25 protein-coding genes and 1 pseudogene are annotated in these 24,422 nt (G+C 60.4%); 9 read left to right on the top strand and 17 right to left on the bottom strand.

Annotated features, from left to right (window positions below; translation table 11 throughout):
- The first annotated feature begins 31 nt into the window (after nt 1–31).
- Entirely contained in the window at nt 32–883 is an 852-nt protein-coding gene (locus RB216_RS28665) for an SDR family oxidoreductase (protein ID WP_308908144.1), read from the top strand.
- A gap of 123 nt (nt 884–1,006) precedes the next feature.
- Here the strand turns inward: RB216_RS28665 and RB216_RS28660 are convergent, their stop codons facing one another.
- The 6 genes from RB216_RS28660 to RB216_RS28635 form a co-directional block, all read right to left on the bottom strand.
- Complete coding sequence (locus RB216_RS28660) at nt 1,007–1,750, bottom strand: hypothetical protein (protein WP_016975932.1); 744 nt, start codon at nt 1,748–1,750, stop codon at nt 1,007–1,009.
- A 56-nt stretch (nt 1,751–1,806) separates the two neighbouring features.
- Entirely contained in the window at nt 1,807–2,187 is a 381-nt protein-coding gene (gene ridA / locus RB216_RS28655; RefSeq protein ID WP_003176922.1) for a deaminase RidA, read from the bottom strand.
- A 22-nt stretch (nt 2,188–2,209) separates the two neighbouring features.
- Nucleotides 2,210–4,315: a bifunctional GTP diphosphokinase/guanosine-3',5'-bis pyrophosphate 3'-pyrophosphohydrolase gene (spoT, locus tag RB216_RS28650; RefSeq protein WP_016975931.1), complete on the bottom strand. Its 2,106-nt coding sequence runs from the start codon at nt 4,313–4,315 to the stop codon at nt 2,210–2,212.
- A 60-nt stretch (nt 4,316–4,375) separates the two neighbouring features.
- The gene (gene rpoZ, locus RB216_RS28645) at nt 4,376–4,639 is read right to left on the bottom strand and encodes a DNA-directed RNA polymerase subunit omega (RefSeq protein ID WP_003176920.1); all 264 of its coding nucleotides are present in this window, start codon (nt 4,637–4,639) and stop codon (nt 4,376–4,378) included.
- A gap of 167 nt (nt 4,640–4,806) precedes the next feature.
- Nucleotides 4,807–5,427 (bottom strand): guanylate kinase, encoded by a 621-nt coding sequence (gene gmk, locus RB216_RS28640; protein WP_308908143.1) that lies wholly within the window; start codon nt 5,425–5,427, stop codon nt 4,807–4,809.
- A gap of 10 nt (nt 5,428–5,437) precedes the next feature.
- Nucleotides 5,438–6,301: a YicC/YloC family endoribonuclease gene (locus RB216_RS28635; protein ID WP_236317252.1), complete on the bottom strand. Its 864-nt coding sequence runs from the start codon at nt 6,299–6,301 to the stop codon at nt 5,438–5,440.
- A gap of 185 nt (nt 6,302–6,486) precedes the next feature.
- Here RB216_RS28635 and rph point away from each other — a divergent pair, with 185 nt between their 5' ends.
- Nucleotides 6,487–7,209: a ribonuclease PH gene (gene rph, locus RB216_RS28630; protein WP_016975928.1), complete on the top strand. Its 723-nt coding sequence runs from the start codon at nt 6,487–6,489 to the stop codon at nt 7,207–7,209.
- A gap of 22 nt (nt 7,210–7,231) precedes the next feature.
- Complete coding sequence (locus tag RB216_RS28625; protein WP_025856354.1) at nt 7,232–7,603, top strand: DUF4870 domain-containing protein; 372 nt, start codon at nt 7,232–7,234, stop codon at nt 7,601–7,603.
- A gap of 58 nt (nt 7,604–7,661) precedes the next feature.
- Here the strand turns inward: RB216_RS28625 and crc are convergent, their stop codons facing one another.
- The gene (gene crc, locus RB216_RS28620; RefSeq protein ID WP_003195493.1) at nt 7,662–8,441 is read right to left on the bottom strand and encodes a catabolite repression control protein Crc; all 780 of its coding nucleotides are present in this window, start codon (nt 8,439–8,441) and stop codon (nt 7,662–7,664) included.
- Nucleotides 8,442–8,523: 82 nt separating this feature from the next.
- Here crc and pyrE point away from each other — a divergent pair, with 82 nt between their 5' ends.
- Nucleotides 8,524–9,168, top strand: a complete 645-nt coding sequence (pyrE, locus tag RB216_RS28615; protein WP_028618476.1) for an orotate phosphoribosyltransferase — start codon at nt 8,524–8,526, stop codon at nt 9,166–9,168.
- 97 nt (nt 9,169–9,265) lie between these two features.
- Here the strand turns inward: pyrE and RB216_RS28610 are convergent, their stop codons facing one another.
- The 6 genes and pseudogenes from RB216_RS28610 to coaBC all read right to left on the bottom strand — a co-directional run bounded on the left by RB216_RS28610 (nt 9,266) and on the right by coaBC (nt 14,487).
- Entirely contained in the window at nt 9,266–9,649 is a 384-nt protein-coding gene (locus RB216_RS28610) for a hypothetical protein (protein ID WP_236317250.1), read from the bottom strand.
- Nucleotides 9,650–9,814: 165 nt separating this feature from the next.
- Complete coding sequence (locus tag RB216_RS28605; protein ID WP_028618475.1) at nt 9,815–10,027, bottom strand: hypothetical protein; 213 nt, start codon at nt 10,025–10,027, stop codon at nt 9,815–9,817.
- Between the two features lie 203 nt (nt 10,028–10,230).
- The gene (gene argB, locus RB216_RS28600; RefSeq protein WP_017735763.1) at nt 10,231–11,136 is read right to left on the bottom strand and encodes an acetylglutamate kinase; all 906 of its coding nucleotides are present in this window, start codon (nt 11,134–11,136) and stop codon (nt 10,231–10,233) included.
- Between the two features lie 19 nt (nt 11,137–11,155).
- Nucleotides 11,156–12,577, bottom strand: a pseudogene (locus RB216_RS28595) (phosphomannomutase/phosphoglucomutase); the annotation flags it as partial.
- A 240-nt stretch (nt 12,578–12,817) separates the two neighbouring features.
- A complete protein-coding gene (gene dut / locus RB216_RS28590; protein ID WP_016975923.1) occupies nt 12,818–13,273 on the bottom strand; it encodes a dUTP diphosphatase in 456 nt (151 codons plus the stop codon).
- A 5-nt stretch (nt 13,274–13,278) separates the two neighbouring features.
- Nucleotides 13,279–14,487, bottom strand: coding sequence for a bifunctional phosphopantothenoylcysteine decarboxylase/phosphopantothenate--cysteine ligase CoaBC (gene coaBC, locus RB216_RS28585; protein WP_028618473.1), 1,209 nt, complete (start codon nt 14,485–14,487; stop codon nt 13,279–13,281).
- Between the two features lie 157 nt (nt 14,488–14,644).
- Between coaBC and radC the strand changes: the two genes are divergently transcribed.
- Entirely contained in the window at nt 14,645–15,319 is a 675-nt protein-coding gene (radC, locus tag RB216_RS28580; protein ID WP_028618472.1) for a RadC family protein, read from the top strand.
- 83 nt (nt 15,320–15,402) lie between these two features.
- On the opposite strand, the gene RB216_RS28575 is transcribed toward radC, so the two are convergent.
- Nucleotides 15,403–16,992: an ABC transporter substrate-binding protein gene (locus RB216_RS28575; RefSeq protein WP_308908142.1), complete on the bottom strand. Its 1,590-nt coding sequence runs from the start codon at nt 16,990–16,992 to the stop codon at nt 15,403–15,405.
- A gap of 458 nt (nt 16,993–17,450) precedes the next feature.
- Here RB216_RS28575 and rpmB point away from each other — a divergent pair, with 458 nt between their 5' ends.
- Together rpmB and rpmG are read left to right on the top strand one after the other, a co-directional pair.
- Nucleotides 17,451–17,684, top strand: a complete 234-nt coding sequence (gene rpmB / locus RB216_RS28570) for a 50S ribosomal protein L28 (protein ID WP_010207494.1) — start codon at nt 17,451–17,453, stop codon at nt 17,682–17,684.
- Nucleotides 17,685–17,695: 11 nt separating this feature from the next.
- Nucleotides 17,696–17,851, top strand: a complete 156-nt coding sequence (gene rpmG, locus RB216_RS28565) for a 50S ribosomal protein L33 (protein WP_003176906.1) — start codon at nt 17,696–17,698, stop codon at nt 17,849–17,851.
- 71 nt (nt 17,852–17,922) lie between these two features.
- Here the strand turns inward: rpmG and RB216_RS28560 are convergent, their stop codons facing one another.
- On the bottom strand, nt 17,923–18,285 hold the full coding sequence (locus tag RB216_RS28560) for a cupin domain-containing protein (protein ID WP_028618470.1): 363 nt from the start codon (nt 18,283–18,285) through the stop codon (nt 17,923–17,925).
- A gap of 229 nt (nt 18,286–18,514) precedes the next feature.
- On the opposite strand from RB216_RS28560, the gene RB216_RS28555 reads away from it, so the two are divergent.
- Together RB216_RS28555 and RB216_RS28550 are read left to right on the top strand one after the other, a co-directional pair.
- On the top strand, nt 18,515–20,008 hold the full coding sequence (locus RB216_RS28555; protein ID WP_028618469.1) for an aldehyde dehydrogenase: 1,494 nt from the start codon (nt 18,515–18,517) through the stop codon (nt 20,006–20,008).
- Between the two features lie 160 nt (nt 20,009–20,168).
- A complete protein-coding gene (locus RB216_RS28550) occupies nt 20,169–21,314 on the top strand; it encodes an MFS transporter (RefSeq protein WP_068935984.1) in 1,146 nt (381 codons plus the stop codon).
- 18 nt (nt 21,315–21,332) lie between these two features.
- Here the strand turns inward: RB216_RS28550 and RB216_RS28545 are convergent, their stop codons facing one another.
- Together RB216_RS28545 and RB216_RS28540 are read right to left on the bottom strand one after the other, a co-directional pair.
- The gene (locus RB216_RS28545) at nt 21,333–22,901 is read right to left on the bottom strand and encodes a phospholipase D family protein (RefSeq protein ID WP_308908906.1); all 1,569 of its coding nucleotides are present in this window, start codon (nt 22,899–22,901) and stop codon (nt 21,333–21,335) included.
- 62 nt (nt 22,902–22,963) lie between these two features.
- The gene (locus RB216_RS28540; protein WP_068935982.1) at nt 22,964–24,388 is read right to left on the bottom strand and encodes an aminotransferase-like domain-containing protein; all 1,425 of its coding nucleotides are present in this window, start codon (nt 24,386–24,388) and stop codon (nt 22,964–22,966) included.
- Nucleotides 24,389–24,422 lie beyond the last annotated feature (34 nt).

Here is a 24,422-nt window from a genome sequence, read left to right as displayed (position 1 = left end):
TAACCTAGACCTTTCAGTACGGAGTTTTGTGATGTCTGCGCCTTCTGTTGTGATTGCCGGCTGTGGCGATGTAGGGAGCCGGCTGGCCAGCCAGTTGCTCGACTCGGAATGGGAGGTTCATGGCCTGCGCCGCGATATTTCGCGGCTGCCCGAGGGCGTGATCGGTATTGCCGGTGACCTGTTCAACAAGGATTGCCCTGACACCTGGCCGATCGGCGGGGTGGATTATCTGGTGTACTGCGCTGCCGCGACGGACCATGACGAAGCCGGCTATCGCGCTGCTTATGTTGAAGGGCTGAAAAATGTGTTGGAGTGGCTGGGCGACTACGGGCAGGAGCCTAAGCACCTGCTGTTTGTATCCAGCAGCAGCGTCTACGGGCAGCAAAATGGCGAGTGGGTCGACGAAACGTCGAAGACTCAGGCGAAGGGATATTCCGGGCAAGTAATGTTGGAGGCTGAGCAAGTTGCACTCGACAGTGGCATCCCCGCCAGCATTGTGCGTCTGACTGGTATCTATGGACCGGGCCGCGAATGGCTGTTGACCCAGGTTCGCCAAGGCTACCGCGTGGCAATCGACCCACCTTTATATGGCAACCGCATTCACGCAGATGACGCAGCGGGTTTACTGGCGTTTTTGTTGCATCATGTGGAAAAGGGCGGCTCGCTGGAGAAGGTCTACATCGGCGTCGACGATGCGCCTGCGCCGCTGGCCGAGGTGGTGGATTGGTTGCGTGAGTATCTGGGTGTGACCGAATGGGCTGATGACGCGAGTGTGCGGCGTGCTGGCAGCAAGCAATGCAGCAATGCCCGAGCCAAGGCGTTGGGTTGGGTGCCGACGTACCCGACTTACCGCGAGGGCTACGCGGCGATCCTGAAAGGCTGAAATGCGGTGAAAATGTGGGAGCGGGCTTGCTCGCGAAAGCGCTGTGTCAGTCACTGAATGTGCTTCTGATACACCGCTTTCGCGAGCAAGCCCGCTCCCACATTTGGATACGCGTTCGGCTGCTTATTGCTTTTCAAGCAACCACTGGCGAGGCCCTGGCGTAAACGAAGGCACCTCATCCGCCTGTGCGGTATTGATCGCCTGGAAGATCTCCAGTTGCTTGCCTTTGCGCACAAAAATCCACGGGTTGCCCTGGCCGTTCAACTGCAGCCAGATACTGTCGTAGCCACCGCTCATGGACGCGCAATCGCCCGCCAGGCACAGCGAGTACTGATCGACATTCGGCAGGCCAGCGACCTTGCCGTTGGCCTGGAATTGCACGATGGCGCCGCTTCCGAAACCGTCGAGGATCTTCCAGTCACCCCCCATATAAGCGGCGTACAGCGCACGCTCGAAGTTTGCGCCCAGTGGCGCGCCTTCCGGTGCGGGCTCTTTGGGGCGAGCGAACAGCTGTTCCGGCTCGTTGTCGTTGGCCACTTGCAGCAGCTGTTTGCCTTTGCGCTTGAGTTCGGTGGCGGAGCTGCCGTAGAAGTCCACACTCCACGCGCCGGACTTTTCACCCAGCAATTTGCCTTCCGCTACTTCAAAACCGTTGTAGTAGCGTGCCTGCGAGGCCTTGGTATTGACCTCCCATTCGAGGTTCGGGCCAAAGCTCTGCAGGGCTTCACGCAAAGGGCCGCCTTTGGCCGCCGCATCGATGGCGACCTGGTTGATCCAGGTGCCGCTCACATCCCGGTCGGCAGGGTTGCTGGCGCAGCCGCCGAGCAACAGGGCGAGCAGTGATGAGGCTACAAGCGCTTTGCGCATCATGAAATCCTTTTAAAACGAAGTCGGCGCAGCCTATGGGGGCTGCGCCGGGTGTTTTACTCGATGACCAGAATCGCGTCCATCTCAACCTGTGCACCCTTTGGCAGGGCGGCAACGCCGATGGCGGCGCGGGCTGGGTAAGGCTGTTCGAAGTACTTGCCCATGATCTCGTTGACCTTGGCGAAGTGGCTCAGGTCGGTGAGAAAGATGTTCAGCTTGACGATGTCTTTGAACGAACCGCCGGCAGCCTCGGCCACCGACTTGAGGTTTTCGAAGACCTGCACGGTCTGTGCTTCGAAGCCTTCAACCAGTTCCATGGTCTTTGGGTCCAGTGGAATCTGGCCGGACATGTAGACGGTGTTGCCTGCCTTGATCGCCTGGGAGTAGGTGCCGATGGCGGCCGGGGCTTTATCGCTGGTGATAACAGTCTTGGTCATGAATGACTCCTTGTAATGTGGCTTAGGCGCGCATGCGAGTGATGCGGATCACACCCGTCAAGGCACGCAGTTTCTTGATCACGCGGGCCAGGTGCACGCGGTCGTGAACGCTGACCACTAACTGGACCACGCTGATGCGACCATCGCGTTCGTCCATGCTGATCTTCTCGATATTGCCGTCGGCTGCGTTGACGCTGCTGGCGAGCAGGGCGATCAGGCCGCGCTGGTGTTCCAGCTCCACCCGCAACTCGACGTTGAATTCGCCGGTGACATCCTTGGCCCATGAGAGCTGGATGCATTTTTCCGGGTTGTGGCGGATTTCGGTGATGTTGCGGCAGTTGTCCAGGTGCACCACCATGCCTTTGCCCGCCGACAAATGGCCGACAATCGGGTCGCCCGGGATCGGCGTGCAGCACTTGGCGTAGCTGAGCACCAGGCCCTCGGTGCCACGAATCGCCAGCGGACCTTCGGGGCTTGGCAATTGTTCGCCTTCGCCGAGCAGGCGGCGGGCGACCACGTAGGCCATGCGGTTGCCCAAGCCGATATCTTCCAGCAGGTCTTCGATGGTTTCCTGGCGATACTCGTGGAGCATCGCTTGCACGCGCTCTGTAGGAATCTTGTCCAGGGCGCTGTCGAAACCGTTGAGCACCTTGTTCAGCAGGCGTTCGCCCAGGCTGATGGACTCGGAGCGGCGCTGCAGTTTCAAGGCGTGGCGGATGTGCGTGCGCGCCTTGCCGGTGACCACAAAGTTGAGCCATGCCGGATTCGGGCGTGCGCCCGGTGCGCTGACGATCTCGACCGTGGAGCCGCTTTGCAGCGGTTCGGACAGCGGCGCGAGACGACGATTGATCCGACAGGCGATGCAGCTGTTGCCCACATCGGTGTGCACGGCGTAGGCAAAGTCGACCGCCGTGGAGCCTTTGGGCAGCTCCATGATCCGGCCTTTGGGCGTGAACACGTAGACCTCGTCCGGAAACAGGTCGATCTTCACGCTTTCGATAAATTCGAGGGAGTTGCCGGCACGTTGCTGCATTTCCAGCACGCCCTTGACCCACTGGCGGGCACGGGCATGGGTGCCTTTTGGCTGCTCGTCGCCGCTGGATTTGTACAGCCAATGGGCGGCGATGCCGTTGTTGGCCATCTCTTCCATTTCGCGGGTGCGGATCTGGATCTCGATCGGCACCCCGTGCATACCAAACAGCGTGGTATGCAGCGACTGGTAGCCGTTGGCCTTGGGAATCGCGATGTAATCCTTGAAGCGCCCCGGCAGCGGTTTGTACAAATTATGTACAGCGCCCAGCACGCGGTAGCAGGTGTCGACCTTGTCGACGATGATCCGGAACGCATACACGTCCATGATCTCGTTGAAGGCCCGACGCTTGCCGCGCATCTTCTTGTAGATGCCGTAGATGTGTTTCTGCCGGCCGCTGACCTCGCCTTCGATCTCGTCGATCGCCAGGCAATGGCTCAGGGACTCTTCGATCTTGTTGACGATTTCCTTGCGGTTGCCCCGGGCGCGCTTGACCGCCTGGTAGATGCGCGCCGAACGCATCGGGTGCATGGCTTTGAAACCGAGGTCTTCGAATTCGATACGAATGGCGTGCATGCCCAGCCGGTTGGCGATGGGCGCGTAGATTTCCAGGGTTTCCTTGGCGATGCGCCGGCGTTTTTCGCCGGACAGCACTTCCAGCGTGCGCATGTTGTGCAGCCGGTCGGCCAGCTTGACCAGAATCACCCGGATATCGCGGGCCATGGCCATGGCCATCTTCTGGAAGTTTTCCGCCTGGGCTTCAGCCTTGGTCTCGAAGTTCATCTGGGTCAGTTTGCTGACCCCGTCGACCAGTTCGGCCACGGTTTCGCCAAATTGTGCGCTGAGCGCTTCCTTGGCGATGCCGGTGTCTTCGATCACGTCATGCAGCATCGCGGCCATCAGGCTCTGATGGTCCATGTGCATGTCGGCAAGAATATTTGCCACCGCAAGAGGATGGGTGACATACGCCTCACCGCTACGCCGGCGTTGGCCGTCGTGGGCTTGTTCGGCGTAGAAATACGCTCGGCGGACCAGGTTGACCTGGTCTGGGCCGAGGTAGGCCGATAAGCGATCGGCGAGGGCGTCTATGCTCGGCAAAGTGTGAACTCCTGCCGTTGGCTGTGACCCCGCGCCGTGCTACGTCGACCAGGCATAGGCTTAGACGGCCTCGTTGGACTCGTCCTCGAACGCTGCAAACAGCGGTTCGTCTTCAACGATTTCAGCGTTGGCGATGAACTCGTAGCTCATCAGGCCTTCAGCGATTTCACGCAGGGCTACAACGGTAGGCTTGTCGTTTTCCCACTGGACCAGGGGCTCTTTGCCGCCAGTGGCCAGTTGACGGGCACGCTTGGTAGAGAGCATGACCAGCTCAAAGCGGTTATCCACGTGTTCTAGGCAGTCTTCAACGGTTACGCGGGCCATGGTATTCCTCGGAGCGAATGCAAGATGCGCGCTGCCCGGTTGGGCGAGCGGACTAAACAGTTTAAAAAATCACCAGCGTTTAGGGAAGCGCTGATTTTTCGCAGGCCCTCGCAAAACCGCTACAAGTGCCAATGTAAAGCCCTTGCAGCGGTTTTGGGAAGAGCCAATCAACCGAGCAGTTCGGCCAGTAATTTGCCGAAACGCTGTTGCTGGCGCTTTTGCTGGAGCTGATTGGTGCGGAAAATCGCCTTCAAATCGTCCAGTGCGTGGGCAAAATCGTCGTTGATGATCAGGTAGTCGTAGTCGACGTAGTGGCTCATTTCGCTGACGGCTTCACGCATACGACCTTCGATGATCTCGTCACTGTCCTGGCCACGGTTGGTCAGGCGTTGGTGCAAGGCTTGCAGCGAAGGCGGCAGGATGAAGATCGAGCGCGCCTGGGGCATCAGCTTGCGCACTTGCTCGGCGCCCTGCCAGTCGATTTCCAGGATCAGGTCGTGGCCTTCATCCAGAGTCTGCTGCAGGTGGCTTTGCGAGGTGCCGTAGAGGTTGCCGAACACTTCGGCACGCTCCAGGAAGTCGCCGTGTTCGATCATCTTGACGAACTCGGTGCGCTCGACGAAGTGATAGTGCACGCCGTTTACCTCACCCGGACGCATGGCGCGGGTGGTGTGGGAAACCGAAATGCGGATCTGCTCGTCAGCGTCGGTCAGGGCCTTGACCAGACTGCTCTTGCCCGCGCCCGAAGGGGCGGAAATGATGTACAGGGTGCCGGTGCTGTGGGTCATGGAGGTTGCCTTACTCAATATTCTGTACTTGTTCGCGCATCTGCTCGATCAACACTTTGAGGTTGACCGCCGCCGTGGTGCTGCGCGGGTCGAACGCCTTGGAGCCCAGTGTATTGGCTTCGCGGTTGAGTTCCTGCATCAGGAAGTCCAGGCGCCGACCGGCGGCACCGCCGGACTTGAGCACGCGGCGCACTTCGCGGATGTGGGTGCTCAGGCGATCGAGCTCTTCGGCAACGTCGCTCTTCTGCGCCAACAGGACCATTTCCTGCTCCAGGCGCGTGGGGTCGAGGTCGGCCTTCATGTCGGTGAAGCGGTCGAGCACCTTCTGGCGCTGGCTGGCGAGCATCTGCGGCACCAGTTCACGCAGGGTGACAACGTCTGCTTCAATGGCGGTCAGGCGCTCGCTGATCAAGCGCGCCAGCTCGGCGCCTTCGCGCTCGCGGCCGGCTTTCAGCTCCTTGAGGCCTTGGTTGAACAGGGCGAGCGCTTCGGCGTTAAGGGTTTGCGGGTCGGTGGCGTCGGCCACCAGTACACCGGGCCAGGCCAGCACTTCCAGCGGGTTGAGCGCGGCCGGCTGCTTGATCAGGCCGGCGATGGTTTCGGCTGCGGCGACCAGTTGCGCGGCGCGGTCGCGGTCAATCTGCAAGGCCTTGCCGGTGGTTTCTTCGGTAAAACGCAGGGTGCATTCCAGCTTGCCGCGGGAAATACCCTGGCGCAGTGCTTCACGCACGGCGCCTTCGAGATCGCGGAACGACTCCGGCAGGCGCAGGTGCGGCTCCAGGTAACGGCTGTTGACCGAGCGCAGTTCCCAGCTCAGGGTGCCTTGGACGCCGGCTTTTTCGACGCGGGCGAAGGCGGTCATGCTGTGCACCATGGAGGTACCTCGCGTTGCAGCCCGCAAACACGGGCTGATGATTAAGAAGGCGCAGGATTGTAGCGCAGTGGGGCGGACACGCCCAAACCCGAGCATTCGTAACCGAATTTTTTAGCAGTGCCCCGAAACGGCTCGCGGCTCTATAATGCTCGGCAGTTTTTCGTCCTCAGTACAGGTGTCTCCCTATGAAACGTCCAAGTGGTCGCGCTGCCGATCAGCTCCGCTCGATCCGCATCACCCGCAACTACACCAAACACGCCGAGGGTTCTGTACTGGTCGAGTTTGGCGATACCAAGGTCATCTGCACCGTCAGCGTCGAAAACGGCGTGCCGCGTTTCCTCAAAGGCCAGGGCCAGGGTTGGTTGACCGCCGAGTACGGCATGCTGCCGCGCGCCACCGGTGAGCGTAACCAGCGTGAAGCCAGCCGTGGCAAGCAGGGCGGCCGTACACTGGAAATCCAGCGTCTTATCGGCCGCTCCCTGCGCGCAGCCCTGGACATGTCCAAGCTGGGCGACGTGACCCTGTATGTCGACTGCGACGTGATCCAGGCCGACGGCGGCACCCGTACTGCGTCCATCACCGGCGCCATGGTGGCCCTGGTTGATGCACTCAAAGTGATCAAGAAGCGTGGCGGCCTGAAAGGCGGTGACCCGCTCAAGCAGATGATTGCTGCGGTATCGGTAGGCATGTATCAGGGTGAGCCTGTGCTGGACCTGGACTACCTGGAAGACTCGGCTGCCGAGACCGACCTGAACGTGGTCATGACGAGCACCGGTGGTTTCATCGAAGTACAGGGCACCGCCGAGGGCGCGCCATTCCAGCCGGCCGAGCTGAACGCCATGCTGGCCCTGGCCCAGAAAGGCATGACCGAAATCTTCGAGCTGCAGAACGCCGCCCTGGCTGACTGAGCCCGTTTCAAGGAGAAACGCCATGAATGACAACAGCCAAATGCCGGTGCCTACGCCTTCCTACGAAGTGCGCCAGGGGGCAATGTTGTGCCATCTCGCGGCGTTTCTGGGCTTCGTGTTCCCCTTCGGTAGCGTCGTGGGGCCACTGATCCTGTGGCAGATGAAGAAAGAAGTGGACCCGTTCATTGATGATCAGGGCAAGGAAGCGCTGAACTTCCAGATCACCGTGGCCATCGCCTGGATCGCTTGCATCGTGCTGGCTTTTGCAGTGATTGGCTTTTTCCTGATGGTTGCCCTGGCGATCGCCACGGTGGTGCTGACTATCATTGGCAGCATCAAGGCCAACAAGGGAATTGTTTATCGCTACCCCTTGACCTGGCGCCTGATCAAATAATGAGCACCCACAAAAAAACCGACAGCGATGTCGGTTTTTTTGTGCCTGGAAAAAGACCTTAGATGGTCAATGTCCAGTCGTAGTCCACGATCAGCGGCGCGTGCTGCGAGAAGCGTGGCTGGCGCGGCAGGCGTGCGCTGCGCACGAACCGGCGCAGACCTGGGGTGAGCAACTGGTAGTCGAAACGCCAGCCCAGGTTAAGCATCTCAGCTTGTTCGTTGTCTGGCCACCAGCTGTACTGGTCGCCTTCGCGGCTGACTTCGCGCAGGGCATCCACATAGCCCATGTTGCCGACAATCTCGTCCATCCAGGCACGTTCCGGCGCCAGGAAACCCGGGGATTGCTGGCTGTCGCGCCAGTTCTTGATATCCAGCTTCTGTTGCGCCACGTACAGCGAGCCACAATAAATGTACTCGCGACGCTTGCGTCGCTGTTTATCCAGGTAACGGGCGAAATCGTCCATTAGCTTGAACTTCTGGTTCAAGTCTTCATCGCCGTTCTGCCCCGAAGGGAGCAGCAAGGTCGCGATGCTGACCTTATCGAAATCGGCTTGCAGGTAGCGCCCGTAGCGGTCGGCTGTCTCGAAGCCGAGGCCGCTGATGACCGCCTTGGGTTGCAACCGCGAATACAAAGCCACGCCACCTTGGGTGGGCACTTCGGCATCGCAGGCATAAAGGAAGTAGCCATCCAGTTGGAAGGCTGGGTCGTCCAGTTCAAAGGCGGAGGCGCGGGTATCCTGCAGGCAGATGACGTCGGCATTCTGGGCTTGCAGCCAACTGAGCAAACCACGCTCGACTGCAGCCTGAATACCATTAACGTTCACACTGATGATCCGCATAAATGGCCCCAAAAATCGCGTGCGTGTATGATACACGCCGTCCACCTAATTAGCTAAATCCGTGGTATCTGAGGCTTTTTTCATGCAGGCGTATCAACGCGATTTCATTCGTTTTGCCATCGATCGCGGCGTTTTGCGCTTCGGTGAGTTCACTTTGAAGTCCGGGCGCACCAGCCCGTACTTCTTCAATGCAGGCTTGTTCAACTCGGGTTCGGCCCTGGCCCAGCTGGGTCGTTTCTACGCGGCAGCCATCGTTGAAAGCGGTATTTCCTTCGACGTGCTGTTCGGCCCAGCCTACAAGGGTATCCCCCTGGCGGCGGCAACGGCCGTGGCTTTGGCTGAGCATCACGGGCAGGATCTGCCATGGTGTTTCAACCGCAAAGAGGCCAAGGCCCACGGCGAAGGCGGTAGCCTGGTCGGGGCTCCACTCAAGGGCGACGTGCTGATCATCGACGACGTGATCACCGCCGGTACTGCGATCCGCGAAGTCATGCAGATCATCGCCTCCCAGGATGGCGCCAAGGCTGCCGGCGTGCTGATCGCGCTGAACCGCCAGGAACGTGGCAACGGTGAATTGTCGGCCATCCAGGAAGTGGAGCGCGATTTCGGCATTCCGGTGGTGAGCATTGTGTCGTTGAACCAAGTGTTGCAGTTCCTGGAAGACGACCCGCAGCTTAAGCAGCATCTACCGGCCGTGCGGGCGTACCGCGAGCAGTTCGGCGTCTAAATAAAAGGCCCTGTGAAAACAGGGCCTTTTTTTTGGAATAAGGGTCAGGGTTGCTATGGCGCTCATGAGCGTTGAAACACGGCAGCCCGACTGGCGGTTAACCCAATTTCCGCCATTTATCGATCAGTCGCACGACGAGCCAGGCATTGAACAGCGCAAACACCCGCAATGCCAGGACCACTAGCACGTACAGCGTGCGATCCACGTCGAAGTTCCACAGGTCCAGTGTGCTGCTGTTCATGACACGGACCGCGGTGGGCAGGTTTACGTAAAACAGCGCCATGAAAGTACTGGTCATGGGCAGTGCGCAGGCAAGCAAAATATTGATGACTTTCGTCCTGCTTCGTTTCCTGGCCTGCGCGCCTGATTGGTTCTCATCCATTGCTAATGCATCATGTACCTTGGGCCACGCCAAGTTGAACATGAAGGTGGTCAGGGTCAGCAGCAGGCCGCTGACCGCGACGATTTCACCCAACGGCATTCAGGCCCAGCGTCTGGCATAACAGTGCTTTGGCGATGCGTTATAGCGCGCTTGCAATCTCGCTGTCGGAAATTTTTAGGGTTTTATTGACCGGCTCCCGCTGTTCCTGCTGGAAAGTATGGGCATCAATAGTGAATGAGATCTGCATGGTTCAGTCTCCCACCGTTATTGGGAAGGCTGGTTCGGGTACGGATCTTCGACAGCGTCACCCTGGCCGGTGAGGATATTCCAGCCTTTCAGCAGGTGCGGGCTTGCTTTGAAGTTTGGGCAGGGTGGAAGGGAAGTCTTCGACTGATTGCTGTAGTGGCGTCCGCAGTCGGCACACTCATAGGTGCCTGCCGATACGTCGCTGCCGTAGGGGGTGTAGGTTTTTTGCATGGGGAAGATCTCCTGTGGATTTAAGGAAGATCCTAAGCAGATGTATGCCGGCAAGATGTCGGATGCTTCGATCATTGCGGTAGGGCATTTCCCTCTTGCATAAAAAAGACCGCAGATTTCGTCGATTCCTTCGGAGGTTTCGTACATAGGTACGTGTCGCCGAAAGAGCCGTCGAAAACTACGGTCTATTCAAGATTTTTACATCATGGACGCTTGCGGTTGCTGATCAGCGTACCCACACCGGTATCGGTGAAGATTTCCAGCAGGATCGCGTTCGGCACGCGACCATCCAGGATCAGCGAGCTTCCCACGCCGCCTTGCACCGCTTCCAGCGCGCAACGGATCTTCGGCAGCATGCCACCGTAGATGGTGCCGTCAGCGATCAACTCGTCCACTTGTTGCGTGGTCAAGCCAGTCAGCACCTTGCCTTCCTTGTCCATCAAGCCGGCGATGTTGGTCAACAGCATCAGCTTTTCAGCCTTCAATGCTTCGGCCACCTTGCCGGCCACCAGGTCGGCGTTGATGTTGTAGGACTCACCGTTGGCGCCCACGCCGATGGGCGCGATCACCGGGATGAAGTCACCTTTGACCAGCAGGTTCAGCAGGTCGGTGTTGATGCCGATCACTTCACCCACCTGGCCGATGTCGATGATTTCCGGCTGGGTCATTTCCGGCGTCTGACGAGTCACGGTCAGTTTTTTCGCGCGGATCAGTTCCGCGTCCTTGCCGGTCAGGCCAATGGCGCTGCCGCCGTGACGGTTGATCAGGTTGACGATGTCTTTGTTGACCTGGCCGCCGAGGACCATCTCCACCACGTCCATGGTCTGCGCGTCAGTGACACGCATGCCATCGATGAAGTGACTCTCGATCGACAAGCGCTTGAGCAGGTCGCCGATTTGCGGGCCGCCGCCGTGCACTACCACCGGGTTGATCCCCACGGCTTTCATCAACACGATGTCGCGGGCAAAGCCGGTTTTCAGCTCTTCGCTTTCCATGGCATTGCCGCCGTACTTGATCACCAGCGTCTTGCCGACATAGCGTCGAATGTAAGGCAACGCTTCGGACAGGACCTTGGCAGTGTTGGCAGCGGCTTCGCGTTCGAGGGTCATTCAGGGCTCCGGTAAAAAATCAGAACGGTAATTGGAGATCAGGGGCAACACGTTTCAACTGGGCGTGGAACACGTCCTTGATGCGCTGCAACTCAGCCTCGGTATCCGCCTCGAAACGCAGGACCAGCACCGGTGTGGTGTTGGACGCGCGAACCAGGCCCCAGCCTTTGGCGTAATCGACTCGCACACCATCAATGGTGGTCAGGTTGGCACCTTCGCCCCATTGCGCATCGTGCAGTGCGTCAATGATGCTGAATTTGCTCTCCTCGGTCACATGGATATTGATCTCTGGCGTAGAAATATCGTTCGGGAAGGTCTGGAATAGCTCTTCGGCGGTGGATTTTTCCTTGCTGAGGATCTCCAGCAGGCGCGCAGCGCTGTAAATACCGTCGTCAAAGCCGAACCAGCGTTCTTTGAAGAACACGTGGCCGCTCATTTCGCCGGCCAATAGCGCGCCGGTTTCCTTCATTTTCTTTTTGATCAACGAGTGGCCGGTCTTCCACATTAGCGGGCGACCGCCATATTCCTTGATCAGCGGGGTGAGGCGGCGGGTGCACTTCACGTCGAAGATGATCTCGGCGTTGGCATTGCGCGCCACCACGTCACGGGCAAACAGCATCAACAGGCGATCCGGGAACACGATTTCTCCGGTCTCGGTCACCACACCCACGCGGTCACCGTCGCCGTCGAAGGCCAGGCCCACATCCGCGCCGGTTTCCTTGACCTTGGCGATCAGGTCCACCAGGTTCTCAGGCTTGCCCGGGTCCGGATGGTGGTTGGGGAAGTTGCCGTCGACCTCGCAGAACAACGGAATCACTTCGCAGTTCAAGGCTTCGAGCAACTGCGGGGCGATCACGCCGGCCGCGCCGTTACCGCAGTCCACCACCACTTTAAGGCGGCGTGCGAGTTTGACGTCACGGGTGATTTCATCAGAGTAGCGTTGCAGGATGTCGACTTTGGTGATGGTGCCCTTGCCGCTGGTCAGATCGTTGTTTTTCAGGCGGTCGTGCAGGGCCTGGATCTGTTCGTTGGCCAGGGTGTCGCCAGCGATGACGATCTTGAAACCGTTGTAGTCCGACGGGTTGTGGCTACCTGTGAGCATCACCCCGGACTTGCCGGCCAGTACGTTGGCGGCGTAGTACAGCGCGGGCGTTGGCACCAGGCCCACGTCGCTGACATGGCAACCACTGTCGGCCAGGCCCTGGATCAGTTGTTCCACCAGCTCCGGGCCTGACAGGCGACCGTCACGGCCGACCGAAACGTTGGGTTCATCCTGGGCCAGGCTCTGGGAGCCGATGGCGCGGCCAATCCAGTAGGCGGTTTCGGCCGTCAGGGTCTTGGGCACCACGCCACGGATGTCATAGGCGCGAAAGATACTGTCGGGGAATGCTGGGGCTACGCGGGCTGCGGTACTCATCGCGGGGGGAAACTCCATCTGAAGGGGGCAAGGCTGGCCTTAATGTGGCTGGCCGGCAGGCGCAAACTGAAGGGTATGACGGTGTTTTCGGCAGAGAGTTCGTGGTGCAAAAATGCCATCGGAGCGCTGGCTCCGTGTTTATGTCTGCGTAATGCTTTGATTTCTATGGGGAAATCTCGCTGATAAAATCCGCGCATTCTTCGTCCTGAAAAGCCTTGCGGTGGCGTCGGGCCGGGCAACAGCGCCCGGCCAGAATTAGCTTAGTCAGTGACTGCCGGAATGCCCAAAACCGCCTGCGCCGCGTTGGGTTTCATCAAACTCTTGTACCAGTTCGAAGTGCGCCTGCACCACCGGAACCAGTACCAACTGGGCAATGCGTTCGCCGACAGCGATGTTGAACGCGGTCTGGCCACGGTTCCAGCATGACACCATCAGTTCGCCCTGGTAGTCCGAATCGATCAGGCCGACCAGGTTGCCCAACACGATGCCGTGTTTATGGCCCAGGCCAGAGCGCGGCAGGATCAGGGCTGCCAGGCCAGGATCGCCTACGTAGATCGACAAGCCGGTCGGAATAAGAATGGTCTGGCCCGGCTCAAGGACAGTGTCTTCCTTGAGCATGGCGCGCAGATCGAGGCCGGCGGAGCCAGGGGTGGCGTAGGCCGGCAGTGGGAATTCGTTGCCGATGCGTGGGTCGAGGATCTTGGCTTGCAAAGCGTGCATGGAAATTAAACCTGGTTCAGCCGTTGGGCGATAAAAGAGATCAGTTGGCGGGCAATCTTGCCCTTGCTGGTCTGGGCGAAAAGGGTGGCATGCAGGTCGCGGTCGATCACGCTGCAGGCATTTTCCTCGCTGTTGAAGCCGATACTCGGGTTGGCGACATCATTGGCAACGATCAGGTCGAGGTTTTTGTCTTTCAATTTGCGTGCGGCGTAGTCCAGCAAATGCTCGGTCTCGGCGGCGAAGCCGACACTGAACGGACGGTCCGCGCGGGTGGCAATGGTGGCCAGGATGTCTGGGTTGCGCACCATTTGCAGGAGCAGGCCGTCGCCGCTTGTAGGGTCCTTCTTGAGCTTTTGCGGGGCGACCACTTCCGGGCGGTAGTCTGCAACTGCTGCCGAGGCGATGAACAGGTCGCACGGAATGGCCGCCTCACAGGCCGCCAGCATGTCGCGGGCGCTGACTACGTCGATTCGTGTGACCCGATCCGGGGTCGGCAAATGCACCGGGCCGGTGATCAGGGTGACGCGCGCGCCTGCCTCGACCGCCGCTTCAGCCAAAGCGAAGCCCATTTTTCCTGAGCTATGGTTGGTGATGTAGCGCACCGGGTCGATGTTTTCCTGGGTCGGGCCAGCGGTGATCAGCACATGCTTGCCGGTCAGGGCCAGGTGCTGGAAGCACTCGGCCGCACACAGCGCCAGGTCGGTGGCTTCGAGCATGCGGCCCATGCCAACGTCGCCGCAGGCCTGGCTGCCGGACGCCGGGCCGAACACCTTGAGGCCACGGCTTTGCAGGAGTTGGGTGTTGGCCTGGGTGGCTGGGTCGCGCCACATGGCTTGGTTCATGGCCGGGGCGATGGCGACGGTGGCGTCTGTGGCCAGTACGAGGGTGGTCAGCAGGTCATCGGCGATGCCTTGGGCCAGACGGGCGATCAGGTCGGCGGTGGCCGGGGCGATCAGCACCAGGTCGGCCCATTTGGCCAGTTCGATATGGCCCATGGCGGCTTCGGCGGCCGGGTCCAGCAGGTCCAGGTGAACCGGGTGGCCGGATAGCGCTTGCATGGTCAGTGGGGTGATGAACTCACTGCCACCGCGGGTCATGACCACGCGCACTTCGGCGCCTTGGTCCAGGAGCCTGCGAACCAGTTCTGCGCTCTTGTAGGCGGCAATGCCGCCGCCAACGCCGAGAACGATGCGTTTCCGATACAGACGCTGCATTGGTTTGCCTTTCCAGTTCAGTGATGCCAGTTCAGTGACGCCTGCGATGCCCCCTCCCCAGGGGAAATCGCCTGCAAAAAAGAGGGCCTACGATAACACAGCGTCCGCTAGGCAACAGCGGCGCACATGCCACGGCGCGTATGGAGAGGGAGGTGAGATGAGTATTCGTGATTGGCCGGTGGCGGAGCGGCCCCGGGAAAAGCTTTTGGAAGGGGGCGCGGCGAGCCTGTCGGATGCGGAGCTGCTGGCGATCTTCCTGCGTACCGGGGTTTCCGGTCGGAGCGCGGTGGACCTGGCGCGCCATCTGTTGGCGCAATTTGGCGGCTTGCGTCCCTTGCTGGAGGCCAGCCAGGCGCTGTTCAGCCAGCAATTGGGGTTGGGACCGGCGAAGTTTGCCCAGTTGCAGGCGGTGCTGGAAATGGCCCGGCGCCACATGGCCGAACGCTTGCGCCAGGACTCGGTGCTGGAAAGCCCTGTGGCCGTGCGGGATTACCTCAAGGCGTTGTTGCGGCACGAGCCTCATGAGACCTTCGGTTGCCTGTTTCTCGACTCAAAACACCGGGTGCTGGGTTTCGAGGCGTTGTCCCAGGGCACCATCGATGCGGCGATGGTCTATCCCCGGCAAGTGGTCAAGCGCGCCCTGGCGTACAACGCGGCGGCGTTGATCCTGTGCCACAACCATCCTTCCGGCAGCCTTGAGCCGAGTGCGGCTGATCGAAAATTGACCAGGTTGCTGCAAAAAGCCTTGGAAGTGGTGGATGTGCGGGTGCTCGACCACATCATCGTGGGGGATGGCGACCCGTTGTCGATGGCGGAGTATGGGTGGATGTAGGAGCCGACTTGCCGGCGATCAGGTCCGCAAGATCGCGATGGACTTCGCTGACGCCATCGCTGGCAAGCCAGCTCCTACAAGGGTTATTTGACGCTGACTTTGGAGAAGTCCTGGCGTCCGAATGGGCTCACCTGGTAGCCCTCGACATTCTTGCGGGCCAGGGCAAACGCGGTCGGGTGCGCGAGCGGCAACCACAGCGCCTGTTGCTGGATCTGCGCCTGGGCCTGCTGGTAGAGCTTGGTGCGTACGCCTTGCTCGCTGGTGGTCTTGCCAGCGCTGATCAGCTTGTCCAGCGCGGGGTCGCAATAGCGGGCGAAGTTGGTGCCGGATTTCACCGCTGCGCAGGAGAACTGCGGGGTCAGGAAGTTATCCGGGTCGCCGTTGTCGCCGGCCCAGCCCATGAACAGCAGGTCGTGTTCGCCGGCCTTGGCGCGGCGGATCAGCTCGCCCCATTCGATCACGCGGATCTCGGCCTGGATGCCGACCTTGGCCAGGTCAGCCTGTAACAGCTGTGCACCAAGGTTCGGGTTAGGGTTCAGCAGGCTGCCGGTGGGGCGTGTCCAGATAGTGGTCTTGAAACCATCCTTGAGTCCGGCGCGGTCCAGCAGCGCCTTGGCCTTGGTGAGGTCCTGTGGATAACCCGGCAGCTCCTTGGCGTAACTCCAGGTGTTGGGCGGGAAAGGTCCGTTGGCAGCTTCGGCGGTGCCTTCAAACACGGCCTTGAGGTAGCTGCCTTTGTCGAACGCCAAGTTGATTGCCTGGCGCACTTCGGGCTTGTCCAGAGGCGGGTGCTGGCTGTTGATGGCCACGAAGGCGGTCATGAATGCGGCGGTTTTTTCCACCTTGAGCGCCGGGTCCTTTTCGGCTTCGCCCACATCCAGCGGTTTGGGGGACAGGGCGATCTGGCATTCGTCGCGATGCAATTTTTGCAGGCGCACGTTGGCGTCCGGGGTGATGGCGAAGATCAAGTTATCCACAGACGGTTTGCCGGCGAAGTAGTCCGGGTTGGCCTTGTAGCGCACCACGGCATCTTTCTGGAACCGGCTGAAGATGAACGGCCCGGTGCCGATTGGCTGGCTGTTGAGCTTCTCCGGCGTGCCCGCCTTGAGCAGTTTGTCGGCGTATTCCGCCGGGTAGATCGAGGCAAAACCCATGCTCAGGGCGGCGAGAAAGGTAGAGTCGGCGTGATCCAGGGTGAAACGCACGGTCAGCGGGTCAAGGGCGTCGATTTTCTTGACCAGCGTCGGCAGTTGCAGCGACTGCGCATGGGGGAAGCCGCTCTGGGCGATCTTGTGCCAGGGGGTGGCCGGGTCGAGCATGCGCTCGAAGCTGAAGCGCACGTCTTCGGCGGTCAGGGTACGGCTAGGGGTGAAGTATTCGGTGCGGTGGAATTTCACATCCGGGTGCAGCTTGAAGGTATAGGTCAGGCCATCCGGCGAGACTTCCCAACTGTCCGCCAGGCTGGGCACCAGTTTGCCGCTGGCCGCGTCGTAGTCCACCAGGCGGTTCATCAGCACATCGGCCGAGGCGTTGGTGGTGGTCAACGAGTTGTATTGCACCACATCGAACCCTTCGGGGCTGGCCTCGGTGCAGACGCTCAAGTTGCTGGCGGCAGAGGCCAGCGGCGCGATAAAGAGAGGGGCGAGCAATAGCGGTAGGGCAGCGAGGCGCATGTTCGGTTTCCTTTGCAGATCGAAGGCCCATCTGCGAGTGCAGTCTGGAAAAGTCCTACCGTAGAGGTCTGATTGGTAAATGACTAGCCCATTTTTGCCTGTGCTTTTGCCCCAAATGCTGTTTTGATGGCACCTCAGCGCATTTTGCCGAGCACTTAATGGTGCGCGCGGGCGCTGTAAATCATTCTGTGCGACGAGCGGTCGGCTGTGACAGCGGCCCCTCCTGGCAACGGTTCAGGCGTCTGCCGCCAAGATTTACGCCAGTAAAAACATTCGGGCTGTTGTTGCACCTGGGTCTTTCTGGTATAAAGCAGCGCTCTTTTCTAGGGGCCCGGTTCCTTCGCTTGTAGGTGTAGCCGGTAAGACCCTAAAGAAACGCGGCGCCTGGCGCCAAATGACTGAGAGATTAAGCGGCCAACCCATGCCGGGTTGGGCATGTGGTTTTAGAGGGCTGAGGCATGTCGAGAGTCTGTCAAGTTACCGGTAAGGGTCCGGTGACTGGGAATAACATTTCCCACGCAAATAACAAAACCCGTCGTCGTTTCCTGCCGAACCTGCAGCATCACCGCTTCTGGGTTGAAGAAGAGAAACGTTTCGTCCGTCTGCGCGTATCTGCTAAAGGCATGCGCATCATCGACAAGCGTGGCATCACTGTCGTGCTGGCTGAATTGCGCCGCGCTGGCACAATCTAAGGAGCTATATCATGCGTGAATTGATTCGAATGATCTCTAGCGCCGGTACTGGTCACTTCTACACTACCGACAAGAACAAGCGTACTACCCCGGACAAGCTCGAAAAGAAAATGTTCGACCCGCGCGTTCGCAAGCACGTGATCTACAAAGAAGGCAAAATCAAGTAATTGATTTTCCTCCTTGTGAAAAAAAGCCCGTATCTCACGATTCGGGCTTTTTTTTGCCTGCGATTTACCGGTCAGGCTTTCTGTTCGAACACCACGTAGATCTTGCGGCACGGCTCCAGCACTTCCCAGGTGCCGCTGAACCCGGCCGGGATCACGAAACGGTCGCCGGCGCGCAGGGTCTTGGCGTTGCCATCGGCATCTCGTAGCACCGACACGCCCTGCACAATCTCGCAGTATTCGTGTTCGGTGTAGCTAACCTTCCAGTGCCCGACTTCACCTTCCCACACGCCCGCGCTCATCTGGCCGCAGGGGCTGTTGTAGTGGTTGTAGATCGTCTGTTCGGGATCGCCCTTGAGGATTTTTTCGGCGGCAGGGCGGTAGCGCTCGGCGGCGGTCTTGGCTTGGCTGAAGTCGACGATGTCCTGGATGCTCATGTGCGTGTCCCGTCTGGCCTGCGGTTGGAGAGCCCAAAGTCTATGTTTATTAAAATGAACATCGCAAGGGCGTTTACTGGCGTTATGTCAAATATATTGAAACACCCCCAGCCGCTGGTTTAGGGTGGCAGCTGCCTTGCGCCGAACCATTGGCTGGCGGGCAAGAATTCTTTGAGGCTGCCGTGGGACATCCCCTGGCTCTCGTATTCAATAAGAGGAGGACACTCGCATGACCACCCTGACCCGTGCCGACTGGGAACAACGCGCCAAGGATCTGAAGATCGAAGGCCGCGCCTACATCAATGGCGAGTACACCGCCGCCGCTTCCGGTGACACCTTCGAATGCATCAGCCCGGTCGACGGCCGCCTGCTGGCCACCGTTGCCAGCTGTGACGTGGCCGACGCCCAGCGCGCCGTTGAAAACGCCCGCGCCACTTTCAATTCCGGTGTGTGGTCGCGCCTGGCGCCCGCCAAACGCAAATCCGCCATGCTGCGTTTCGCAGCCTTGCTCAAGGCCAATGCCGAAGAGCTGGCGCTGCTCGAAACCCTGGACATGGGCAAGCCAATCAGCGACTCCCTGAACATCGACGTACCCGGCGCGGCGAATGCCCTGAGCTGGAGCGGCGAGGCCATCGACAAGATCTACGACGAAGTTGCCGCCACCCCGCACGACCAGTTGGGCCTGGTGACCCGCGAACCGGTTGGTGTGGTTGGCGCGATCGTGCCGTGGAACTTCCCACTGATGATGGCCTGCTGGAAGCTCGGCCCGGCGCTGTCCACCGGTAACTCGGTGATCCTCAAGCCGTCCGAAAAATCCCCGCTGACTGCGATCCGCATCGCGGCCCTGGCCGTTGAAGCCGGTATTCCAAAAGGTGTGTTCAACGTGCTGCCAGGTTATGGCCACACGGTCGGCAACGCGCTGGCGCTGCACATGGACGTCGACACCCTGGTGTTCACCGGCTCCACCAAGATCGCCAAGCAACTGTTGATCCGCTCCGGCGAATCGAACATGAAGCGCGTGTGGCTGGAAGCGGGCGGCAAGAGCCCGAACATCGTGTTTGCCGATGCACCGGACCTGCAAGCTGCTGCCGAATCCGCCGCTGGCGCTATCGCGTTCAACCAGGGCGAGGTCTGCACCGCCGGTTCGCGTCTGCTGGTCGAGCGATCCATCAAGGACACATTCCTGCCGCTGGTGATCGAAGCCCTCAAGGGCTGGAAGCCCGGCAACCCTCTGGACCCGGCCACCAACGTCGGCGCACTGGTGGACACCCAGCAAATGAACACCGTGCTGTCCTATATCGAAGCCGGTCATGCCGATGGCGCCAAGTTGGTCGCCGGTGGCAAGCGCACGCTGGAAGAAACGGGTGGTACTTACGTCGAACCGACGATTTTCGATGGCGTGACCAATGCCATGAAGATCGCCAAGGAAGAGATCTTTGGCCCGGTCCTGTCGGTGATCACCTTCGACAGCGCCGAAGAAGCAGTCGCCATTGCCAATGACACCATCTACGGCCTGGCCGCAGCGGTGTGGACGGCGGATATCTCCAAGGCCCACCTGACTGCCAAGGCCCTGCGCGCCGGTAGCGTATGGGTGAACCAGTACGACGGCGGCGACATGACCGCGCCGTTTGGTGGCTTCAAGCAGTCGGGCAACGGTCGCGACAAGTCGCTGCATGCGTTCGACAAGTACACCGAGCTGAAGGCGACCTGGATCAAGCTCTAAGCAACACCGCTGATTCCTGTAGGAGCGAGCTTGCTCGCGAAGAACTAGAAGGCGCCGCGTTTATCCAGGATAGGCGCGTCATCGTTAACGTTTTTCGCGAGCAAGCTCGCTCCTACAGTTCGTTTTGCACTCCCTGAAAATTATCCGCAGGAGCGTGGAAATGCGTTGGGCGACTTATTTCGCCGTCCTGGCTTCGGTGCTCAGCGTCGGTTTGGCCCTGGGCGTCAGTATGCCGCTGGTGTCCCTGCGCCTCGAAAGCTGGGGCTACGGCAGTTTCGCTATCGGCGTGATGGCAGCCATGCCGGCCTTTGGCGTACTGCTCGGCGCGAAAATCTCCAGCCGCATGGCCTCATGGCTCGGCACCGCCAACCTCATGCGCCTGTGCCTGTGGGCGGGTGCGGTGTCCATCGGCTTGCTGGCGATCCTGCCCAGCTACCCGGTCTGGTTGGTGCTGCGCCTGATGATCGGCGTGATTCTGACCATCGTGTTTATCCTCGGCGAAAGCTGGATCAACCAGTTGGTGGTGGAGCAGTGGCGCGGCCGGCTGGTGGCGCTGTATGGCTGCAGTTATGCCTTGAGCCAACTGTCAGGCCCGTTGCTGCTGGGCTTGATCGGCACCGACCATGATTATGGCTTCTGGGTAGGCGTGGGCTTGTTGGTGGTGGCGCCATTCCTGTTGCTGGGCCGCTCCGGCGCGCCAAGCGCCGAGTCCTTCAGCGTGACCTTCGCGCAACTGTGGCGCTTCTGCCTGAGCCTGCCGGCGATTGCCTGGGCAGTGGCGTTATTCGCCGCTTTCGAGGCGATGATTCTGACGTTGTTGCCGGTGTATTGCCTGCAACAAGGCTTCACTGCTGAGATTGCCTTGGCGATGGTCAGCACCGTAGTGGTCGGCGACGCGCTGCTGCAGCTGCCCATCGGCGCACTGGCCGATTACCTGCCACGGCGCACGTTGTTCCTGGCGTGTGCAGTGCTGTTGCTGGCGTCGAGCCTGGCCATTCCGTTGTTGATGCATACGCCGCTGATCTGGCCGGTATGGGTCGTGTTCGGTGCGAGTGCGGGTGGCTTGTTCACGCTGTCGCTGATCCTGATCGGCGAGCGTTACCGCGACGATGCGCTGGTGCGTGCCAATGCGCATGTGGCGCAGTTGTGGGGGATCGGTTGTCTGGTCGGCCCACTGGTGGCGGGTGCCGGGAGCCAGTGGATCAGCGGGCATGCATTGCCGTTGCTGATGGCCGCGGGGGCGCTGGGCCTGGTGCTGCTGTTGCTGCGCCAAGGCGCATTCGGTGCAACACAGCCTGCCCTGTAGGAGCTGGCAAGCCGGCTCCTACAACATGCGTTCCAAGCCTACTGAGGTGGCGAACCAGGCATTGAATCGTCGCCACCAACTGCCCGGCTCACGGGTCAGGGTGTGCAGTTGACCGTTGTCTTCGGTCACCCACACTACTTGGCCGTCCTGCAGTTTCGCCTCATAGCTCAAGGGTGGCGCCATGCCTTGCAGCGCCAGGTTGCGCACGTGCTCTGCCAGCTCCGGGCTGTCGACCAGTACACCCACTTCGGTATTCCACAGCACCGAGCGCGGGTCGAAGTTGAATGAACCGATAAACGACTTCTCCCGATCAAAGATCATCGCCTTGCTGTGCAGGCTCGAATCCGAGCCCCGGAAGGTGCCGCGACGAAACAGGTGTGGGCCGCTGCCGCCACTGGGGTCGCCCGGTTGGCGGCGCAGCTCGAAGAGTTTCACGCCGTGCTCCAGCAGCGCCTTGCGATAGGGCGCATAACCGCCGTGCACGGCAGGCACGTCGGTAGCTTCCAGGGAGTTGGTCAGCAGGCTCACCGACACACCGGCATCGGCGCGCCCGGTCAGGTACACCAGCCCAGGTTGCCCTGGCACGAAGTACGCCGAGATCATCATCAGTTCATGGTTGACGCCTTCCAGCTCCGGCGCCAGTTGCGTGGTGAGCAACAACCGAGGGTCCGGATCGGCCTTGGCCAGCACCTTGCTTGGCGCGTCCCACAGCGCCTGGTTCCAGGCCCAGATCAGCTCGCGGCGCCAGGTGTCCATGCGCGGTTGGGTCTGATAGGTGCGCAAGCGGTTGTACAGCGCGTGGTTCTGTTGGCGCGACTCGGCCAGGGACGCTTCCAGGCGCACGCGCGCGGCGGTCAGGTCGCCTTTGGAGGGCGTATTGGAGACGAAGTCGTCAATCGGCTTGCTCAGCGCGCTGTTCCAGTACTGGTCGAAACTGTGACCCAGCTGTTCGGCCACCGGGCCCACGCTGAGCATGTCGATGTCGGTGAAGTTCAGGTTGGGCTCAGCGTCGAAATACTCATCCCCCAGGTTGCGCCCGCCGACGATGGCCACACTGTTGTCCGCCAGCCACAACTTGTTGTGCATGCGCCGATGTTGCAGCGACAGGTTGAACAACCGGCCCATGGCTCGCGTAACGCCTGTGCTGCGCCCCAGATGCAGGGGATTGAACAGGCGGATCTCGATCCTGGGATGGGCGGCTAGGGTAGCGATGATCTGGTCGAGGCCGTCGCTGGTGGTGTCGTCCAGCAGGATGCGCACGCGCACGCCGCGGTCAGCAGCCTTGAGCAGTTCGTCCACCAGCATACGGGTGCTGATGCCGTCGTGCACGATGTAGTACTGCAGGTCGAGGCTGGTCTGGGCGTTGCGGATCAGCTCGGCGCGGGCCATGAAAGCCTCGCTGCTGTTGGGCAGCAGGCGAAAGCCGGAGCGGCCTTGATACGGTGCCGCCTGGGCCTGGATCGAGCGGCCGAACGACGATTGCGCGGCGGGCAGGGCGTCGCTGGGGATGCGCGGCGTGCTCACCGTCGCGCAGCCGCCCAGAGCCAGGGCTCCCAACAGGAAAAACGGTAATAGCCGTTGAATCATCAAGGGAGTTGCTTCCAGATCAAGACGGTTGTCGGCATATGACGGCAAATTCCCGCGAAAGGTCAGTCGGCGGCCTCGGCCAGCATCTTGATTGCGGCAGTGCCCACCTTGCGCACGGCTTCTTCAATCTGCGGGGTCGGTTTGGCAGCGTAGTTCATGCGCAGGCAGTTCCGGTATTTGCCCGACGCCGAAAAGATGCTGCCGACGGCCACCTGTACGCCTTGCTCCACCAACACGCGGTTGAGCTTGAGCGTGTCGAAGCCTTCCGGCAGCTCGATCCAGAGCATGAAACTGCCTTGAGGCCGGCTGGCGCGAGTGCCTGCCGGGAAGTAGCGGCTGACCCAGTCGATCATCAAGTCACGATTGCGCTGGTATTGGGTGCGCATCCGCCGCAAATGCGGTTCGAAGTGGCCACCTTTGAGGAACTCGGCGATGGCAATCTGCGGTTGTGTTGCGGTGGAGCCGGTACTGATGTATTTCATGTGCAGCACCCGCTCGAGGTAGCGACCCGGCGCGACCCAGCCAATGCGCAAGCCCGGCGCCAGGGTTTTCGAGAATGAGCTGCACAGCACTACACGGCCGTCCTCATCGAAGGATTTGATAGTGCGCGGGCGTGGGTAGCTGTAGGCCAGTTCGCCATAAACATCGTCTTCGATGATCGCCACGTCAAAGCGTTGGGCCAGGGTCAGCAGCGCCTTTTTGCGCGCCTCGGGCATGATGTAGCCCAGGGGGTTGTTACAGTTGGGGGTCAGCTGGATGACTTTGATCGGCCACTGTTCCAGCGCCAACTCCAGGGCTTCGAGGCTGATGCCGGTGATCGGGTCGGTGGGGATTTCCAGGGCTTTCATGCCCAGGCCCTTGAGGGTCTGCATGGCGCCGTGGAAGCTCGGCGAGTCCACCGCGACGATGTCACCAGGCTCGCAGATCGCATGGATGCTGGCGGACAGCGCCTCATGGCAGCCGGTGGTTACTACGATGTCCTCGGCCGTCAGTTGGCAGCCGGAGTCCAGTGACAGTCGAGCGATCTGCTCGCGTAACTCCATACAGCCGAGGATATTGTCGTAATACAGGCCCGGCAGATCCTGGCGGCGGCTCACGCGAGCCAGGCTACGCAGTAGCGGCTTCATGGTCGGCGACAATACATCCGGCATGCCGCGCCCCATCTGTATGACATCTTTGCGCGGGACTGCGCGAACCAGCTCCAGTACCTGGTCCCACTGGGATATCTCCACAGGCCGCTGTGCCGGACGGCCAACTTCGGGCAGGGCCGGCAACTCGCGGCCGACTGGCACGAAGTAGCCGGATTTCGGCTTCGGCATTGCCAGGCCGTTGTCTTCCAGCAAGCGATAGGCCTGCTGCACGGTGCTCAGGCTGACCCCGTGTTCCACGCTTAAAGCCCGTACAGAAGGCAGCCTGTCTCCAGGGCGATAGAAGCCCTGTTCGATGCGGGTGCCCAGTAATTCGGCGAGGTTCATGTACAGGGTCATGGCGGTCGCTCCCGAGAAACCATTACAGATCGCC

The sequence above is a fragment of the Pseudomonas canadensis genome, assembly GCF_030980095.1.
Lineage (GTDB): Bacteria > Pseudomonadota > Gammaproteobacteria > Pseudomonadales > Pseudomonadaceae > Aquipseudomonas > Aquipseudomonas canadensis.
Note: the sequence above shows the minus strand (reverse complement) of the source record. Positions and strands in the feature narration are given on the sequence as shown.

What these genes read in the sequence shown, in the direction of transcription:
- RB216_RS28665 (WP_308908144.1), top strand. Translation starts at nt 32, where the DNA reads ATGTCTGCGCCTTCTGTTGTGATTGCCGGCTGTGGCGATGTAGGGAGC.
- RB216_RS28660 (WP_016975932.1), bottom strand. Translation starts at nt 1,750, where the DNA reads ATGCGCAAAGCGCTTGTAGCCTCATCACTGCTCGCCCTGTTGCTCGGC.
- ridA (WP_003176922.1), bottom strand. Translation starts at nt 2,187, where the DNA reads ATGACCAAGACTGTTATCACCAGCGATAAAGCCCCGGCCGCCATCGGC.
- rpoZ (WP_003176920.1), bottom strand. Translation starts at nt 4,639, where the DNA reads ATGGCCCGCGTAACCGTTGAAGACTGCCTAGAACACGTGGATAACCGC.
- gmk (WP_308908143.1), bottom strand. Translation starts at nt 5,427, where the DNA reads ATGACCCACAGCACCGGCACCCTGTACATCATTTCCGCCCCTTCGGGC.
- RB216_RS28635 (WP_236317252.1), bottom strand. Translation starts at nt 6,301, where the DNA reads ATGGTGCACAGCATGACCGCCTTCGCCCGCGTCGAAAAAGCCGGCGTC.
- rph (WP_016975928.1), top strand. Translation starts at nt 6,487, where the DNA reads ATGAAACGTCCAAGTGGTCGCGCTGCCGATCAGCTCCGCTCGATCCGC.
- RB216_RS28625 (WP_025856354.1), top strand. Translation starts at nt 7,232, where the DNA reads ATGAATGACAACAGCCAAATGCCGGTGCCTACGCCTTCCTACGAAGTG.
- crc (WP_003195493.1), bottom strand. Translation starts at nt 8,441, where the DNA reads ATGCGGATCATCAGTGTGAACGTTAATGGTATTCAGGCTGCAGTCGAG.
- pyrE (WP_028618476.1), top strand. Translation starts at nt 8,524, where the DNA reads ATGCAGGCGTATCAACGCGATTTCATTCGTTTTGCCATCGATCGCGGC.
- RB216_RS28610 (WP_236317250.1), bottom strand. Translation starts at nt 9,649, where the DNA reads ATGCCGTTGGGTGAAATCGTCGCGGTCAGCGGCCTGCTGCTGACCCTG.
- RB216_RS28605 (WP_028618475.1), bottom strand. Translation starts at nt 10,027, where the DNA reads ATGCAAAAAACCTACACCCCCTACGGCAGCGACGTATCGGCAGGCACC.
- argB (WP_017735763.1), bottom strand. Translation starts at nt 11,136, where the DNA reads ATGACCCTCGAACGCGAAGCCGCTGCCAACACTGCCAAGGTCCTGTCC.
- dut (WP_016975923.1), bottom strand. Translation starts at nt 13,273, where the DNA reads ATGCACGCTTTGCAAGCCAAGATCCTCGACCCACGCATCGGCAACGAA.
- coaBC (WP_028618473.1), bottom strand. Translation starts at nt 14,487, where the DNA reads ATGCAGCGTCTGTATCGGAAACGCATCGTTCTCGGCGTTGGCGGCGGC.
- radC (WP_028618472.1), top strand. Translation starts at nt 14,645, where the DNA reads ATGAGTATTCGTGATTGGCCGGTGGCGGAGCGGCCCCGGGAAAAGCTT.
- RB216_RS28575 (WP_308908142.1), bottom strand. Translation starts at nt 16,992, where the DNA reads ATGCGCCTCGCTGCCCTACCGCTATTGCTCGCCCCTCTCTTTATCGCG.
- rpmB (WP_010207494.1), top strand. Translation starts at nt 17,451, where the DNA reads ATGTCGAGAGTCTGTCAAGTTACCGGTAAGGGTCCGGTGACTGGGAAT.
- rpmG (WP_003176906.1), top strand. Translation starts at nt 17,696, where the DNA reads ATGCGTGAATTGATTCGAATGATCTCTAGCGCCGGTACTGGTCACTTC.
- RB216_RS28560 (WP_028618470.1), bottom strand. Translation starts at nt 18,285, where the DNA reads ATGAGCATCCAGGACATCGTCGACTTCAGCCAAGCCAAGACCGCCGCC.
- RB216_RS28555 (WP_028618469.1), top strand. Translation starts at nt 18,515, where the DNA reads ATGACCACCCTGACCCGTGCCGACTGGGAACAACGCGCCAAGGATCTG.
- RB216_RS28550 (WP_068935984.1), top strand. Translation starts at nt 20,169, where the DNA reads ATGCGTTGGGCGACTTATTTCGCCGTCCTGGCTTCGGTGCTCAGCGTC.
- RB216_RS28545 (WP_308908906.1), bottom strand. Translation starts at nt 22,901, where the DNA reads ATGATTCAACGGCTATTACCGTTTTTCCTGTTGGGAGCCCTGGCTCTG.
- RB216_RS28540 (WP_068935982.1), bottom strand. Translation starts at nt 24,388, where the DNA reads ATGACCCTGTACATGAACCTCGCCGAATTACTGGGCACCCGCATCGAA.